Origin of the sequence: Tsukamurella hominis, assembly GCF_965137015.1 — a bacterium.
GTDB classification, from domain to species: Bacteria; Actinomycetota; Actinomycetes; order Mycobacteriales; family Mycobacteriaceae; genus Tsukamurella; species Tsukamurella hominis.
This window is the reverse complement of the sequence record NZ_CBCRZG010000003.1, coordinates 1-13,181: the sequence shown is the minus strand read 5'-3', so window position 1 is coordinate 13,181 and position 13,181 is coordinate 1. Positions and strand designations below refer to the sequence as shown.

Below are 13,181 nucleotides of genomic sequence, written 5' to 3'. Positions count from 1 at the left end.
GTTCCGCTCACAAAAACCGAGTGGACATGGAGGGAGCGGACATGGCGCACGACGTCATCATCGTGGGAGCCGGCTTCGGCGGCATGGGCGCCGCGATCGAGCTGCTCGGCCGCGGCCGCAGCGACATCCTCATCCTCGAGCGCGAGGAGGACCTGGGCGGGACGTGGCACGTCAACCACTACCCGGGCCTCGCGGTCGACATCGCCTCGGTCACCTACTCGTACTCCTTCGAGCCCAATCCGAACTGGTCGCGGCTGTACGCGCCCGGCTCCGAGCTCAAGGCCTACGCGAGCCGGGTCGCCGACAAGTACGGGCTGCGGCCGCTGATGCGCTTCGGCGTCGACGTCACCGGCGCCGCGTGGGACCCGCAGGCCGCCGAGTGGGAGGTCACCGTCGTGCGCGACGGCGGCCTCGAGCAGAAGCTCCGCACCCGCTACCTCATCACCGCGACGGGGTTCCTCAGCCAGCCCAAGCTCCCCGACATCGAGGGCATCGACGACTTCGCCGGCACCGTCATCCACAGCGCGAAGTGGGACGACGACGCCGACCTCGCCGGGCAGCGGATCGGGATCATCGGCACCGGCGCGACCGGCGTGCAGCTGGTCCCGGAGCTGGCGAAGGTCGCGGGGCACCTCACGGTCTTCCAGCGCACCCCGATCTGGGTGGTGCCCAAGGTCGACTTCGAGGTCCCCGGCCCGGTGAAGGCCCTGTTCGGCCGACTCCCCGTGACGCAGCGCGCGGCGCGGCTCGCGAACTCGACGGCGCTCGAGGTGCTCAGCATCGTCGGCGTGCTCAACTACAAGTACGGCCACCGGTTCAACGACGTCGCGGCGCTGCTCGCCAAGGCGCACCTGCGCGCGCAGGTCTCGGACCCGACGACGCGGGCGGCGCTCACCCCGTCGTACTCCTTCGGCTGCAAGCGGCCCACCTTCTCCAACACCTACTTCCCGACCTTCAGCCGCGACAACGTGATCCTCGAGGCCTCGTCCATCGCCCGGGTGCTGCCGCACGGCATCGAGATGGCCGACGGCACCGTCCACGAGCTCGACACCCTCGTGCTCGCCACGGGGTTCTCCCTGTGGGAGAAGAACTTCCCGGCGATCGACGTGACCGGCCGCGATGGCCGCAACCTCGGCGAGTTCTGGCGCGAGGGACGCTTCCAGGCCTACGAGGGCATGGCCGTGCCGAAGTTCCCCAACTTCTTCAGCCTGCACAGCCCGTACAGCTACACGGGCCTGAGCTACTTCTGGACCATCGAGGCGCAGATGGTGCATCTGCGCCGCGTCTTCGACGAGATCGACCGGACCGGCGCGCGCACCGTCGAGGTGACGGAGCAGGCGAACGCGAAGTTCCTGGAGACGATGTCGTCGCGGCTCGGGCGGTCCGTCTTCCAGCTCGGCGCGTGCGAGGGCAGCCGCAGCTACTACTTCGACCCGCACGGCGAGGCGACGCTGCTGCGGCCGAGCTCCGTGATCGGCGCCCGGCGCGACGCCCGCACGTTCCCGATCGAGGACTACGCGTTCGCCTGATCGAGCAGCGCGATCACCGCGTCGGCGGCCTTCGCCGGCGCGCCGGACTTCGCGGGCGCCAAGTCGTGCGCGGCCGCGACCTCGACGGTCGTCGTCGGGCCGCCGATGAGCGCCGCCGCCTCCGCCATCTCCTCCGGCGACGCGAACGGGTCGCGCCGGCCGTGCACCAGCACCGTCGGGACGGTGATGTCCGGCAGGTGCGCCGTGCGCGCCTTCTCCGGCCGCCCGGGCGGGTGCAGGGGGTACGAGAGCAGCAGCAGGCCGTCGGGCCGCTCCGGTCCCTCCGCGACGGCCATCGACGCCATCCGCCCGCCGTAGCTGTGCCCGCCCCACAGGATCGGGCCCTCCAGTTCCAGGAGCCGGGCCGTCTCCGCGAAGGCGGCCCGGTCGGCCGGCTGGCCCGACGGCGACGGCGGCCCTTTCGGCCGCAGCCGCCGGAACGGGAGGTCGATGCGTACCGTGCGGACGCCGCGCTGCGCGAGTTCCTCGCCCAGCAGCCGCAGCATCGCCTGGTCGCGGTTGCCGCCCGCGCCGTGCGCGAGCACGAGATTCGCCCGCACGTCGCCTTCGGGGTCGTGAATCGAGAGCCAGGTCACCCGCCCAGCCTACGGGCAAGTTAACGTGCATTCATGACTGATTCGAAGCAGGGTCCCCTCGCGGGACTGAAGGTGGTCGAGTTCGCAGGTCTCGGCCCCGCCCCGCACGCCGCGATGCTCCTCGCCGACCAGGGCGCCGACGTCGTCTCGGTGCAGCGCCCGGGCATCGGCGTCAACGGCATCACCGGCACGCCGTCGGGCGTCAAGCGCGGCCGCACCATCGTCGAGGCGGATCTGAAGAACCCGGCCGACATCGCCACGATCCTCGAGCTCATCGACCGCGCGGACGTGATCGTCGAGGGCTTCCGCCCCGGCGTCATGGAGCGCCTGGGCCTCGGCCCCGACGTGGTGCTCGAGCGCAACCCCCGCATCGTCTTCGCCCGGATGACCGGCTGGGGCCAGGACGGCCCGTTCGCGCAGCGCGCCGGCCACGACATGAACTACATCTCCCTCACCGGCCTGCTGCACGCCATCGGCCGCAAGGGCGAGCGGCCGGTGCCGCCGCTCAACCTCGTCGGCGATTTCGCGGGCGGCTCGATGTTCCTCGTCTTCGGCGTGCTCGCGGCGCTCTACGAGCGCAACACCTCCGGCAAGGGGCAGGTCATCGACGTTGCCATGGTCGACGGTGCGTCCCTCATCGGGCAGATGCAGTGGGACTTCCGGGGCCAGGGCATCTGGAGCGACGAGCGCGGCGTGAACACCCTCGACGGCGGCGCGCCGTTCTACGACACCTACGAGACCGCGGACGGCAAGTACGTCTCCGTGGGCGCGATCGAGCCGCAGTTCTTCGCCGAGCTGCTCGACAAGCTGGGCCTGAAGCAGGAGGACCTGCCCTACCAGCTCGATCAGGCCCGCTGGCCCGAGCTGCGCGCCGCGCTGGAGGCCGCGCTGAAGACGAGGACCCGCGACGAATGGGCCGAGGTCTTCTTCGACTCCGACGCGTGCGTCGCGCCGATCCTCACCTTCGAGGAGGCCTCGAAGCACCCGCACATGGCGGCGCGGCAGAACCTGCAGGAAGTCGGGGGAGCGATGGCGCCGATGCCCGCGCCGCGCTTCTCCCGCACGCCCGCCGCGACGCCCGAGGCGCCGAACCCCGAGGCCGTCGACCCGGCGACGCTCTGGCGCGACTGATCGCCCGGTAGCCGCTTCCGAAACCGGCGGAAATCGCGGTCGCGCCGCGCTATTCGCGGCGCGATCGCAAATAACGCCGGTTTCGGGAGGTATGCCGGAAGCCGTCGGCGGTGGCCGCTAGGATTCGCGCATGTCGATGCAGGCCGGTGCAGAATTCGCCGGATTCCGGGTGGTCCGCCGGCTGGGCGCGGGTGGCATGGGCGAGGTCTACCTCGTCGCGCACCCGCGGCTGCCGCGCGAGGAGGCGCTGAAGATCCTCCCGCAGGACCTCTCGACGGACGAGTCCTACCGCGTGCGGTTCAACCGCGAGGCCGACCTGGCGGCCACCCTCTTCCACCCGAACATCGTGGGCGTGCACGACCGCGGGGAGGCCGACGGCAAGCTGTGGCTGTCGATGGACTACGTCGCCGGCGTGGACCTCGACGCCCTGCTGCGCGACCGGCACCCGCGCGGGCTCCCCGTCGCCGACGTGGTCTCCGTCATCACCCAGGTCGCGTCCGCGCTCGACCACGCGCACGGCAAGGGGCTGATCCACCGCGACGTCAAGCCCGCGAACATCCTCCTCGCCGAGTCGGGTGCGGACGCGGGCGGCCGCGTCCTGCTCGCCGACTTCGGCATCGCCCGCCGCATGGACGACGACGCCGGCCTCACCGCCACGAACACCGCGGTGGGCACGGTGACCTACGCGGCGCCGGAGCAACTGGCCGACGAGGCCGTCGACGGCCGCACCGACCAGTACGCCCTCGCCGCGACGGCGCTGACCCTGCTCACGGGCCGCAGCCCCTTCGCCGGCACTACGCCCGGCGCGGTGATCAGTCGGAAGATGCGCGGCGAGATCCCGCGTGCCGCCGACACCGATCCGCGCCTCGCGCCGCTCGACCGCGCGTTGTCCACGGGAATGGCCGCCGACCCGGCCCGGCGGTTCCGGACCTGCACCGACTTCGCCCGCGCCCTCGAGGCCGAGGCGGCGCACCCGGGCTCGGGTCCGGTGCCGCCCGCGACGCCGCAGCCGACGCGGGCGCAGACCACGCCGCCGCCGCAGCCGCCACGGCCGCAGGCCCCGCCGACCGTGCACACTCCGCCGCCGTACGGGCAGGTGTCGACGCCCGCGCCGTACGGGCAGGCGGCGATGCCGGGGCCCGGGGGCGCGCAGCCCGGGCTCTACGGCTCGCGGCCCTCGTTCCCGGCGTTCGGCGCCGCGGCGGCGCCGGCGAAGCTGCCCTGGCAGGCGATCATCGCGGCCATCATCCTGATCCTGTGCGGCATCTTCGGCGTGCTGCTCGGGATCTCGGGATTCGCGGACCCGGAGATCGGCGCCGCGGTGGGCGTGCTGTGGTTGGTGACCTCCGTGGTGGGCCTGGTCGGCGCCGGCCTGCTCTTCGCGAAGCGGACGCGGACGGCGCTGATCGTCGCGACGGCGTCGGCGGTGATCCTCGGCGCCACGTGCTCGGGCCTCATCGCGACCGTGCTGGTCCCGATCCTGCTGTGGGGCCCGAAGCCGGTCCGGGCCTGGTACAGCGAGTAGGAGCTAGCCGACGACGAGCGAGGTGCCGGTGGCGCGGAGCGTGGAGCCCAGGTCGTAGAACAGCGAGCCGCTGCGCGCGAGCGGACCGTCGAACGTCGCGGCGCGGCTGGCGATGCCGAGCGCGGCGTTGTCGGAGCTGCGGATGAGCGGGCCGCCGCTGTCGCCGACCTGCACGGGGATCGTGGTGGCGATGTAGCCGCCGTCCACGCTCACCACCGAGCCGCAGCGCCAGCCCGACGAGACGCCCTGGCTGCACACCGCGTCGCCGGGGCGGGCGGTTCCCACCGAAGTGGGCCGGACCCGGCCGCCGGGGGCGGCCTTCGCGAGCTTCGGGTCGAGGGTGAAGACGCCCCAGTCGGGGGCGTCGGGCACGACGAAGGTGTCGGACTTGGTCAGCGCGGGCGCCGACGAACCGGTGTTCACGCCGACGATCCGGCCGTTGACGACCACCTGCTGGCCCTGCGCGCCGCAGTGCCCGGCGTACAGGCCCACGCGGGTGCCGTCGGGCCGCTGCCCGACGAACCCGACGGTGCAGCCGCGGCCGTCGGCGACGTTCCCGACCAGCTTGGTGACGGTGAGCACGGAGCTGCCGGGCGAAACGGTCGCGACCGGCTCCGCCTGCGCGGAGGCGGGGAGGATCAGCGCGGCGACGCCTCCGAGGACGGCCACGGATGCGGCGGCGTTCCTCGGGAACGACGTGATGGTGCGGCGCATGATCCTCCTCGGGTCGGCGCAAGACTGTGCGACGGTAGCGTGCCACACGCCACACCGCCTGTAAACCGAGTGAACGACGATGCGCAGGTCAACTCGAGTGACTCGAGTTGCGAATTTTCCCTACTTCGAGGGCTTGGGTGTGACCCAGGTCGTGATCTTCGCGTGCACCACCTCGGTGCCCTTCTTGTCGCGGACGGCGATCTCGACGACCACGTCGCGCCCGGTGGTGATCGCGTCCCAGTCGATCTCCTCGGCCAGCGTCGCGGTCGCCACCAGCGACGACTCCGCCTTCGCGAGGTAGTCGACCGTCATCGACTTCGGCAGCCAGCGGTGCGTGCCCGGCGTGGAGGCCTCCATCACCATGCCCATGCCCACCTCGGCGAGGTTGCAGGCCGCGATGGCGTGGAAAGTGCCGATGTGGTTCTGCACGAACCACCACTTCGGCCCGTGGACCACGGCGCGGCCGTACTCGATCTCGGAGATGTACGGGGTCACGGAGGCGAAGTACGGCGCCTTGAGCGACGCGGCGGCGGAGAAGGCCAGCTTGCCGAGGGGCTTGTCGCTCAGCGTGCGCCACATCTTGTACGTGGAGGTGTCGGTCATGGCCGCTACCTTACTCCACGGTAAGTTCGACGGCCGGCTCAGCGGGGCGGGTCGGCGGCGAGCGCGCCGAAGCCCTCGCGGGCCAGCGTGACGATGGTCTCGCGGATCCGCGGCCAGTACGGCGAGCGCACGTTGACGGGGGAGCCGTGGTTCGCCCCGTCGAGCTCCATCAGCAGCGACGGTGCGCCGAGCGCCCGTGCCGCCGCCACGAAGTCCACCGACTCGGAGGCGGGCACGATCGAATCCTCCGAGCCGTGGATGGCGACGGAGGGCATGAGCGGGTCGATCCGCTGGATGGGGTTCGCCAGCGCGTACCGCTCCGGCACGCGGTCGGGCATGCCGCCGAGGGCTTTGCGCACGTGGTCGTTGAGGCGCGAGCTGGTGCGCATGTCGAGCACCCCCGCCATGGAGACGAAGGCGCGGGGGGTCACCGTCGGGCCGCCGCCCGCCGGCCACGTCACGCCCGGCGACCCCGCCGGGAGCGTGCGCCGCGTGGCCGCCCACGCAGCGAGCTGGCCGCCCGCACTGTGCCCGACCAGGATCACGTTCGCCGGATCCAGGGCCGGCGCGGACTCGGCGAGGGTGGGGACGAAATCGACGGCGTGGCCCACGTCGGTGAACGTGGTCGGCCAGCCGCCGCCCGAGCCCACCCGTCGGTACTCGACGTTCCACACCGCGAGGCCCTGGGCCTGGAGCGCCCGCGCGACCTCGGCCATGTACCCGGCGCTCGACCGGTTCTTCCAGCCGCCGCCGTGGATCAGCACCACCACGGGCAGGCTGCGCGGCGCGTGGGCGCCGCGCGGGAGGTAGAGGTTGCCGTAGTTCTGGCGGGGGTCCGCGTTCGGGGCGGGGTAGCGGTAGCGGATCGCGTCGTCCCGCACCGCGGCGACGGGGCGCGGCACGGCCCGGGACTTCGAGGCAGCGGCCGAGGACGATGAAGCGGTGCCGCCGGTGGGGTTCACCGCGCAGCCGGAGCCCAGAAGGACACCGGCACACAGGAGCACGGCCAGGAGCAGCGCGCCCGGCCTCGGCGCGACGCTCCGTTCGGTCATGCCCAACATTCTTCCAGAGCGCGCCCCTGCGACGCGTGTGACGCGAATCGCAGCGACGGGATCGACCGGTTCGATTTGAAGATGCGGCCCGAGCAGTGCATACTGGTCGGGTTGCCTTGTCGGGCGGCGCGGTCCCGTATGGGGCCGTCCCACCGGCTTCGGTATCGCCCGGCACCCCTCGTGGGAGCCACCGGAACACACGGCGGAGCATGAGCGCCAGCGCGACACGCCCGACCGCGTGGACCGGAGCAATTTGATACATGAACAGCGTCGATCGACTTCAAGCGGGATACGTTCCCGCAGGTGATTCAGCTGTCCGTGTGTCTGGCAATACGTTTGAACACTTGACGGAAGAGGACACAGCGTGGCGGGACAGAAGATCCGCATCAGGCTCAAGGCCTATGACCATGAGGCGATCGACGCGTCTGCTCGGAAGATCGTCGAGACCGTGACTCGCACCGGCGCCCGTGTCGTCGGTCCCGTGCCGCTGCCGACGGAGAAGAACGTGTACTGCGTCATCCGCTCGCCGCACAAGTACAAGGACTCGCGCGAGCACTTCGAGATGCGTACGCACAAGCGGCTGATCGACATCCTGGACCCGACGCCGAAGACGGTCGACGCGCTGATGCGCATCGACCTGCCGGCCAGCGTCGACGTGAACATCCAGTAAGCGGCTGCGGAGAAACGATATGACTGAGAACAAGATCAAGGGAATCCTGGGCACCAAGCTCGGCATGACCCAGGTCTTCGACGAGAACAACCGGGTCGTCCCGGTCACCGTCGTCAAGGCCGGGCCGAACGTGGTCACCCAGATCCGTACCCAGGCCAACGACGGCTACGACGCCGTGCAGCTCGCCTTCGGCGCGATCGACCCCCGCAAGGTGAACAAGCCCGTCTCGGGCCAGTTCGCCAAGGCCGGTGTCACCCCGCGTCGCCACATCGCCGAGCTGCGGCTCGCCGACGCCGATGCCGCCGCCGACTACGAGGTGGGCCAGGAGCTGGGCGCCGACGTGTTCGAGGCCGGCAACTTCGTCGACGTCACCGGCGTCAGCAAGGGCAAGGGCTACGCGGGCGTCATGAAGCGCCACGGCTTCTCGGGCCTCGGCGCCAGCCACGGTGTGCAGGCCGTGCACCGTGCGCCCGGTTCCATCGGTGGCTGCGCCACCCCGGGCCGCGTCTTCAAGGGCGTCCGGATGGCCGGCCGCATGGGCTCGGACAACGTCACCACGCAGAACCTGTCCGTGTTCAAGGTGGACGCCGAGGCCGGCGTCCTGCTGATCAAGGGCGCCATCCCCGGCCGCAAGGGCGGCCTCGTGATGGTCCGTACCGCAGTGAAGGGTGGTGCTCGCGCATGAGCAAGCTGACTCTTGATGTGAAGACCGCCGACGGCAAGGTCGACGGCACCGTCGAGCTCCCCGCCGAGATCTTCGACGTCGAGCCCAACATCGCGCTGATGCACCAGGTGGTCGTCGCGCAGCTCGCCGCTGCGCGCGCCGGCACGCACGCCACCAAGACCCGCGGCGAGGTCCGCGGCGGTGGCCGCAAGCCGTACCGCCAGAAGGGCACCGGCCGCGCCCGCCAGGGCTCGACCCGCGCGCCGCAGTTCAACGGCGGTGGCACCGTCCACGGCCCGCAGCCGCGCGACTACAGCCAGCGCACCCCGAAGAAGATGAAGGCCGCCGCCCTGCGCGGTGCCCTCACCGACCGGGTTCGCGAGGACCGTATCCACGTCGTCACCGAGCTGGTGGCCGGCCAGGAGGCGTCGACCAAGACCGCCCGCCTGTTCCTGGCCGCGCTGTCGGAGCGCAAGAAGTTCCTCGTGGTCGTCGGCCGCGAGGACCTGACCGCGCAGCGCAGCGTCCAGAACCTGCCGAACGCGAAGTGGATCTACGCCGATCAGCTCAACACCTACGACGTCCTGGACGCCGATGACCTGGTGTTCAGCCGCGAGGCTCTGGGTTCGTTCATCGCGAGCGCCACGAAGACCGAGGAGGCGAACGCCTGATGGCCACCGCAACCATCCCCGCCGACCCGCGGGACATCCTGCTCGCGCCGGTGATCTCCGAGAAGGCCTACGGCCTCATCGAGGAGAACACGTACACCTTCGTGGTGCACCCGGACGCGAACAAGACGCAGATCAAGATCGCCGTGGAGAAGGTCTTCGGCGTCAAGGTCGACAGCGTCAACACCTTGAACCGCCAGGGCAAGCGCAAGCGCACCCGTGCCGGTTACGGTCAGCGCAAGAGCACCAAGCGCGCCATCGTGACCCTGAGTGCCGATAGCAAGCCCATCGACATCTTCGGAGGCGCGAGCTAAATGGCTATCCGTAAGTACAAGCCGACCACTCCGGGTCGCCGCGGCTCGTCGGGCTCGACGTTCGACGAGGTCACGCGTTCGACCCCGGAGAAGTCGCTGATCCGTCCGCTGCACGGCCGTGGTGGCCGTAACGCGCACGGCCGCATCACCACCCGGCACAAGGGTGGCGGCCACAAGCGTGCCTACCGTCTGATCGACTTCCGTCGTCACGACAAGGACGGCATCAACGCCAAGGTCGCGCACATCGAGTACGACCCCAACCGCACCTCGCGGATCGCACTGCTGCACTACTTGGACGGCGAGAAGCGTTACATCCTCGCCCCCAAGGACCTGAAGCAGGGCGACATCGTGGAGTCGGGCCCGAACGCCGACATCAAGCCGGGCAACTGCCTGCCGCTGCGGAACATCCCCGCCGGCACGGTGATCCACAACGTGGAGCTGCGTCCCGGTGGCGGTGCCAAGATGGCCCGCTCGGCCGGTGCCAGCGTCCAGCTGCTGGGCAAGGAGGGCGCGTACGCGACCCTGCGTATGCCCTCCGGCGAGATCCGTCGCGTCGACGTGCGCTGCCGCGCCACCGTCGGCGAGGTGGGCAACGCCGAGCAGAGCAACATCAACTGGGGCAAGGCCGGCCGTATGCGCTGGAAGGGCAAGCGCCCGACCGTCCGTGGTGTCGTCATGAACCCGGTCGACCACCCGCACGGCGGTGGTGAGGGTAAGACCTCCGGTGGTCGCCACCCGGTGAGCCCGTGGGGCAAGCCCGAGGGCCGCACCCGCAAGAACAAGGCGAGCGACAAGCTGATCGTGCGTCGCCGCAAGTCCGGTAAGAACAAGCGCTAGGAGGGAGTTAGAGAATGCCACGCAGCCTCAAGAAGGGCCCGTTCGTCGACGACCACCTCCTCGCGAAGGTCGACGTCCAGAACGACAAGGGCACCAAGCAGGTCATCAAGACCTGGTCGCGTCGCTCCACCATCATCCCCGACTTCATCGGTCACACCTTCGCCGTCCATGACGGTCGCAAGCACGTGCCGGTGTTCGTCTCGGAGAACATGGTGGGACACAAGCTGGGCGAGTTCGCCCCGACGCGGACGTTCAAGGGCCACATCAAGGACGACCGGAAGGCGAAGCGCCGCTAATGAGCAACGACACAGCAGCACAGACCTCGGCGTCGGCGACCGCACGTTTCGTGCGCGTCACGCCCATGAAGGCCCGTCGCGTCATCGATCTGGTTCGCGGTAAGGACGCCGAGCAGGCGCTCGCGATCCTGCGGTTCGCGCCGCAGGCCGCGAGCGAGCCCGTCGCCAAGGTCCTCGCGTCGGCCATCGCCAACGCGCAGAACAACCTGGGCCTCGACCCGCGCACCCTGGTCGTCTCGGAGGCGTACGCCAACGAGGGCCCGACCATGAAGCGCATCCAGCCGCGGGCCCAGGGCCGCGCGTACCGGATCCGCAAGCGCACCAGCCACATCACCGTGGTGGTCGAGTCGGTCGAGTCGAAGAAGCCCGCCGCCAGCCGGAACCGGAAGGGAGCGTAAGCATGGGTCAGAAGATCAATCCCCACGGCTTCCGCCTCGGCATCACCACGGACTGGAAGTCCCGCTGGTACGCCGACAAGCAGTACTCGGAGTACGTCAAGGAAGACGTCCAGATCCGTAAGCGTCTGACCGACAGCCTCGAGCGTGCCGGCATCAGCAAGATCGAGATCGAGCGGACCCGGGACCGCGTGCGGGTGGACATCCACACCGCGCGTCCGGGCATCGTCATCGGCCGCCGCGGCGCCGAGGCCGATCGCATCCGCTCGGAGCTGGAGAAGCTCACCAAGAAGCAGGTGCAGCTCAACATCCTCGAGGTGAAGAACTCCGAGGCCGACGCCCAGCTCGTCGCACAGGGCATCGCGGAGCAGCTGAGCAACCGTGTGGCGTTCCGCCGCGCGATGCGCAAGGCGATCCAGTCGGCGATGCGTCAGCCGAACGTCAAGGGCATCCGGGTCCAGTGCTCGGGTCGCCTGGGCGGCGCGGAGATGAGCCGCAGCGAGTTCTACCGCGAGGGCCGCGTGCCCCTGCACACGCTGCGCGCCGACATCGACTACGGCCTGCACGAGGCGAAGACCACCTTCGGGCGGATCGGCGTCAAGGTGTGGATCTACAAGGGCGACGTCGTGGGCGGCCGGCGCGAGCTGGCGGCACCGTCGAACGACGACCGTCGCGGCCCGCGTCGTGAGCGCCCGCAGCGCCCGCGTCGCAGCGGCGCGTCGGGCACGACCGCCACCAGCACCGAGGCCGGTCGCGCCGCAACGGAGGAGACTCCGGTGGCGGCGGCTCCGGCTGCAACGAACCAGGAGGGCTGACGCCATGTTGATCCCCCGTCGCGTCAAGCACCGCAAGCAGCACCACCCCGGCCGTTCCGGCCAGTCCAAGGGCGGCAACCATGTGACGTTCGGTGACTACGGCATCCAGGCCCTCGAGCCCGCCTACATCACCAACCGTCAGATCGAGTCCGCTCGTATCGCCATCAACCGGCACATCAAGCGTGGCGGCAAGGTCTGGATCAACATCTTCCCGGACCGCCCCCTCACGAAGAAGCCCGCCGAGACCCGCATGGGTTCCGGTAAGGGTTCGGTCGAGTGGTGGGTCGCGAACGTCAAGCCCGGTCGCGTGCTGTTCGAGATGACCTACCCCAATGAGGAGACCGCTCGCGAGGCCCTGCGTCGCGCCCAGCACAAGCTCCCCTGCAAGACCCGCATCGTGACCCGAGAGGAGCAGTTCTGATGTCGAACACCGTCGCCGCTGATCTTCGCGGTCTCACCGCGGACGAGCTGGTGGAGAAGCTGCGCGAGGCCAAGGAGGAGCTGTTCAACCTGCGGTTCCAGATGGCCACCGGGCAGATGAGCAACAACCGTCGCCTGCGCACCGTGCGTACCGACATCGCCCGGATCTACACGATCCTGCGCGAGCGGGAGCTCGGCCTGGCCTCGGGCCCGGAGGGTGACGCCGCATGAGTGAGAACGGAAGCAATGTGACCACCGAGCAGCGCAACAGCCGCAAGGTCCGTATCGGGTACGTCGTGTCCGACAAGATGGAGAAGACCATCGTCGTCGAGCTCGAGGACCGCGTGAAGCACTCCCTGTACGGCAAGATCATCCGCACCACCTCCAAGGTGAAGGCGCATGACGAAGAGGGCGTCGCCGGTGTCGGCGACCGCGTCCGGATCATGGAGACCCGTCCGCTGAGCGCCAGCAAGCACTGGCGCCTGGTGGAGGTGCTGGAGAAGGCCAAGTAAGGCCCTCCGGCTCCACAGACTCGAAACCCCGGCACTCCGCGAGGAGGCCGGGGTTTCGTCGTCCGCCGGTGCGTGACCGTCGCGCGGTGCCGGGTCAGCGCACGGCGCGCACTGCGTCGTAGACGGTCTGGCCCGCGGCGCTGAGGCGCTTGCCGGCGGCGTTCGCGGTCGGCCACGTGCGATCGCCGGTACCGCGCGCGTTGCGGTCGTTGTTCAGCGCAGCGCCGTACTCGCCCAGGCGGGCCTGGTAGGCGCGCAGCGCGTTCGCGACCGTCGGGACGGTGGCCGCGCGGTTGATCGTGCCCGGCAGAGTGCCCTGTGGCTATGTCAAGTTGATCTGGCCCCGGTAGGGCGGTTTCATTCGGCCCCACCTGAGTGGGGCCCTGAGCCGCTAGAGTCCGGGGTGTGGATGGGCGGCCGCGGGTGCGCAGTGTGGTTGC

General features: G+C 70.2%; 18 protein-coding genes. 14 read left to right on the top strand and 4 right to left on the bottom strand.

The genetic code is table 11. The features are described from left to right. Nucleotides 1-41: 41 nt before the first annotated feature. Nucleotides 42-1,529, top strand: coding sequence for a flavin-containing monooxygenase (locus ACM9LD_RS04730; RefSeq protein WP_415675615.1), 1,488 nt, complete (start codon nucleotides 42-44; stop codon nucleotides 1,527-1,529). Here the strand turns inward: ACM9LD_RS04730 and ACM9LD_RS04725 are convergent. Then, complete coding sequence (locus ACM9LD_RS04725; protein ID WP_415675614.1) at nucleotides 1,514-2,125, bottom strand: alpha/beta hydrolase family protein; 612 nt, start codon at nucleotides 2,123-2,125, stop codon at nucleotides 1,514-1,516. The genes ACM9LD_RS04730 and ACM9LD_RS04725 overlap by 16 nt on opposite strands. 33 nt (nucleotides 2,126-2,158) lie before the next feature. On the opposite strand from ACM9LD_RS04725, the gene ACM9LD_RS04720 reads away from it, so the two are divergent. Together ACM9LD_RS04720 and ACM9LD_RS04715 are read left to right on the top strand one after the other, a co-directional pair. Continuing rightward, nucleotides 2,159-3,256, top strand: a complete 1,098-nt coding sequence (locus tag ACM9LD_RS04720; RefSeq protein WP_415675613.1) for a CaiB/BaiF CoA transferase family protein — start codon at nucleotides 2,159-2,161, stop codon at nucleotides 3,254-3,256. Nucleotides 3,257-3,386: 130 nt separating this feature from the next. Further along, complete coding sequence (locus ACM9LD_RS04715; RefSeq protein WP_415675612.1) at nucleotides 3,387-4,781, top strand: serine/threonine-protein kinase; 1,395 nt, start codon at nucleotides 3,387-3,389, stop codon at nucleotides 4,779-4,781. Between the two features lie 3 nt (nucleotides 4,782-4,784). On the opposite strand, the gene ACM9LD_RS04710 is transcribed toward ACM9LD_RS04715, so the two are convergent. The 3 genes from ACM9LD_RS04710 to ACM9LD_RS04700 all read right to left on the bottom strand — a co-directional run bounded on the left by ACM9LD_RS04710 (nucleotide 4,785) and on the right by ACM9LD_RS04700 (nucleotide 7,150). Further along, nucleotides 4,785-5,495 (bottom strand): chymotrypsin family serine protease, encoded by a 711-nt coding sequence (locus ACM9LD_RS04710; RefSeq protein WP_415675611.1) that lies wholly within the window; start codon nucleotides 5,493-5,495, stop codon nucleotides 4,785-4,787. Nucleotides 5,496-5,615: 120 nt separating this feature from the next. Further along, nucleotides 5,616-6,098 carry a hotdog fold domain-containing protein gene (locus tag ACM9LD_RS04705; RefSeq protein WP_415675610.1) on the bottom strand — a complete coding sequence of 161 codons (483 nt, stop codon included), beginning with the start codon at nucleotides 6,096-6,098 and terminating at the stop codon, nucleotides 5,616-5,618. A 38-nt stretch (nucleotides 6,099-6,136) separates the two neighbouring features. Continuing rightward, nucleotides 6,137-7,150 carry an alpha/beta hydrolase family protein gene (locus ACM9LD_RS04700; RefSeq protein ID WP_415675609.1) on the bottom strand — a complete coding sequence of 338 codons (1,014 nt, stop codon included), beginning with the start codon at nucleotides 7,148-7,150 and terminating at the stop codon, nucleotides 6,137-6,139. A 364-nt stretch (nucleotides 7,151-7,514) separates the two neighbouring features. On the opposite strand from ACM9LD_RS04700, the gene rpsJ reads away from it, so the two are divergent. From rpsJ to rpsQ, 11 genes are read left to right on the top strand one after another with little or no spacing between them, the layout of a single operon-like run. Beyond that, nucleotides 7,515-7,820 (top strand): 30S ribosomal protein S10, encoded by a 306-nt coding sequence (rpsJ, locus tag ACM9LD_RS04695; RefSeq protein WP_003938093.1) that lies wholly within the window; start codon nucleotides 7,515-7,517, stop codon nucleotides 7,818-7,820. Between the two features lie 19 nt (nucleotides 7,821-7,839). After that, nucleotides 7,840-8,505, top strand: coding sequence for a 50S ribosomal protein L3 (rplC, locus tag ACM9LD_RS04690; RefSeq protein WP_415675608.1), 666 nt, complete (start codon nucleotides 7,840-7,842; stop codon nucleotides 8,503-8,505). Beyond that, entirely contained in the window at nucleotides 8,502-9,155 is a 654-nt protein-coding gene (gene rplD / locus ACM9LD_RS04685; protein ID WP_415675607.1) for a 50S ribosomal protein L4, read from the top strand. Before rplC ends, rplD begins: the two co-directional genes overlap by 4 nt. Beyond that, complete coding sequence (gene rplW / locus ACM9LD_RS04680) at nucleotides 9,155-9,466, top strand: 50S ribosomal protein L23 (RefSeq protein WP_068522672.1); 312 nt, start codon at nucleotides 9,155-9,157, stop codon at nucleotides 9,464-9,466. The genes rplD and rplW overlap by 1 nt, the downstream gene beginning before the upstream one ends. Next, nucleotides 9,467-10,303, top strand: coding sequence for a 50S ribosomal protein L2 (gene rplB, locus ACM9LD_RS04675; RefSeq protein WP_415675606.1), 837 nt, complete (start codon nucleotides 9,467-9,469; stop codon nucleotides 10,301-10,303). A gap of 14 nt (nucleotides 10,304-10,317) precedes the next feature. After that, on the top strand, nucleotides 10,318-10,599 hold the full coding sequence (gene rpsS, locus ACM9LD_RS04670) for a 30S ribosomal protein S19 (RefSeq protein ID WP_068573204.1): 282 nt from the start codon (nucleotides 10,318-10,320) through the stop codon (nucleotides 10,597-10,599). Beyond that, nucleotides 10,599-10,997 (top strand): 50S ribosomal protein L22, encoded by a 399-nt coding sequence (gene rplV, locus ACM9LD_RS04665; protein WP_068522669.1) that lies wholly within the window; start codon nucleotides 10,599-10,601, stop codon nucleotides 10,995-10,997. Before rpsS ends, rplV begins: the two co-directional genes overlap by 1 nt. Before the next feature lie 2 nt (nucleotides 10,998-10,999). After that, a complete protein-coding gene (rpsC, locus tag ACM9LD_RS04660) occupies nucleotides 11,000-11,809 on the top strand; it encodes a 30S ribosomal protein S3 (protein ID WP_068522668.1) in 810 nt (269 codons plus the stop codon). 4 nt (nucleotides 11,810-11,813) lie between these two features. Next, a complete protein-coding gene (rplP, locus tag ACM9LD_RS04655; RefSeq protein ID WP_224647303.1) occupies nucleotides 11,814-12,230 on the top strand; it encodes a 50S ribosomal protein L16 in 417 nt (138 codons plus the stop codon). Then, nucleotides 12,230-12,460 carry a 50S ribosomal protein L29 gene (gene rpmC / locus ACM9LD_RS04650; protein ID WP_013128010.1) on the top strand — a complete coding sequence of 77 codons (231 nt, stop codon included), beginning with the start codon at nucleotides 12,230-12,232 and terminating at the stop codon, nucleotides 12,458-12,460. Before rplP ends, rpmC begins: the two co-directional genes overlap by 1 nt. Continuing rightward, nucleotides 12,457-12,741 carry a 30S ribosomal protein S17 gene (rpsQ, locus tag ACM9LD_RS04645; RefSeq protein WP_126196445.1) on the top strand — a complete coding sequence of 95 codons (285 nt, stop codon included), beginning with the start codon at nucleotides 12,457-12,459 and terminating at the stop codon, nucleotides 12,739-12,741. The genes rpmC and rpsQ overlap by 4 nt, the downstream gene beginning before the upstream one ends. The last annotated feature ends 440 nt before the right edge of the window (nucleotides 12,742-13,181 follow it).

Excerpts from the sequence above, each read along its gene's own strand:
- ACM9LD_RS04720 (WP_415675613.1), top strand. The coding sequence starts at position 2,159 with ATGACTGATTCGAAGCAGGGTCCCCTCGCGGGACTGAAGGTGGTCGAG.
- ACM9LD_RS04705 (WP_415675610.1), bottom strand. The coding sequence starts at position 6,098 with ATGACCGACACCTCCACGTACAAGATGTGGCGCACGCTGAGCGACAAG.
- rplB (WP_415675606.1), top strand. The coding sequence starts at position 9,467 with ATGGCTATCCGTAAGTACAAGCCGACCACTCCGGGTCGCCGCGGCTCG.
- rplD (WP_415675607.1), top strand. The coding sequence starts at position 8,502 with ATGAGCAAGCTGACTCTTGATGTGAAGACCGCCGACGGCAAGGTCGAC.
- ACM9LD_RS04700 (WP_415675609.1), bottom strand. The coding sequence starts at position 7,150 with ATGACCGAACGGAGCGTCGCGCCGAGGCCGGGCGCGCTGCTCCTGGCC.
- rpmC (WP_013128010.1), top strand. The coding sequence starts at position 12,230 with ATGTCGAACACCGTCGCCGCTGATCTTCGCGGTCTCACCGCGGACGAG.
- rpsC (WP_068522668.1), top strand. The coding sequence starts at position 11,000 with ATGGGTCAGAAGATCAATCCCCACGGCTTCCGCCTCGGCATCACCACG.
- ACM9LD_RS04715 (WP_415675612.1), top strand. The coding sequence starts at position 3,387 with ATGTCGATGCAGGCCGGTGCAGAATTCGCCGGATTCCGGGTGGTCCGC.
- rplC (WP_415675608.1), top strand. The coding sequence starts at position 7,840 with ATGACTGAGAACAAGATCAAGGGAATCCTGGGCACCAAGCTCGGCATG.
- rplW (WP_068522672.1), top strand. The coding sequence starts at position 9,155 with ATGGCCACCGCAACCATCCCCGCCGACCCGCGGGACATCCTGCTCGCG.
- ACM9LD_RS04710 (WP_415675611.1), bottom strand. The coding sequence starts at position 5,495 with ATGCGCCGCACCATCACGTCGTTCCCGAGGAACGCCGCCGCATCCGTG.
- ACM9LD_RS04730 (WP_415675615.1), top strand. The coding sequence starts at position 42 with ATGGCGCACGACGTCATCATCGTGGGAGCCGGCTTCGGCGGCATGGGC.
- rpsS (WP_068573204.1), top strand. The coding sequence starts at position 10,318 with ATGCCACGCAGCCTCAAGAAGGGCCCGTTCGTCGACGACCACCTCCTC.
- rplP (WP_224647303.1), top strand. The coding sequence starts at position 11,814 with ATGTTGATCCCCCGTCGCGTCAAGCACCGCAAGCAGCACCACCCCGGC.
- rpsQ (WP_126196445.1), top strand. The coding sequence starts at position 12,457 with ATGAGTGAGAACGGAAGCAATGTGACCACCGAGCAGCGCAACAGCCGC.
- rplV (WP_068522669.1), top strand. The coding sequence starts at position 10,599 with ATGAGCAACGACACAGCAGCACAGACCTCGGCGTCGGCGACCGCACGT.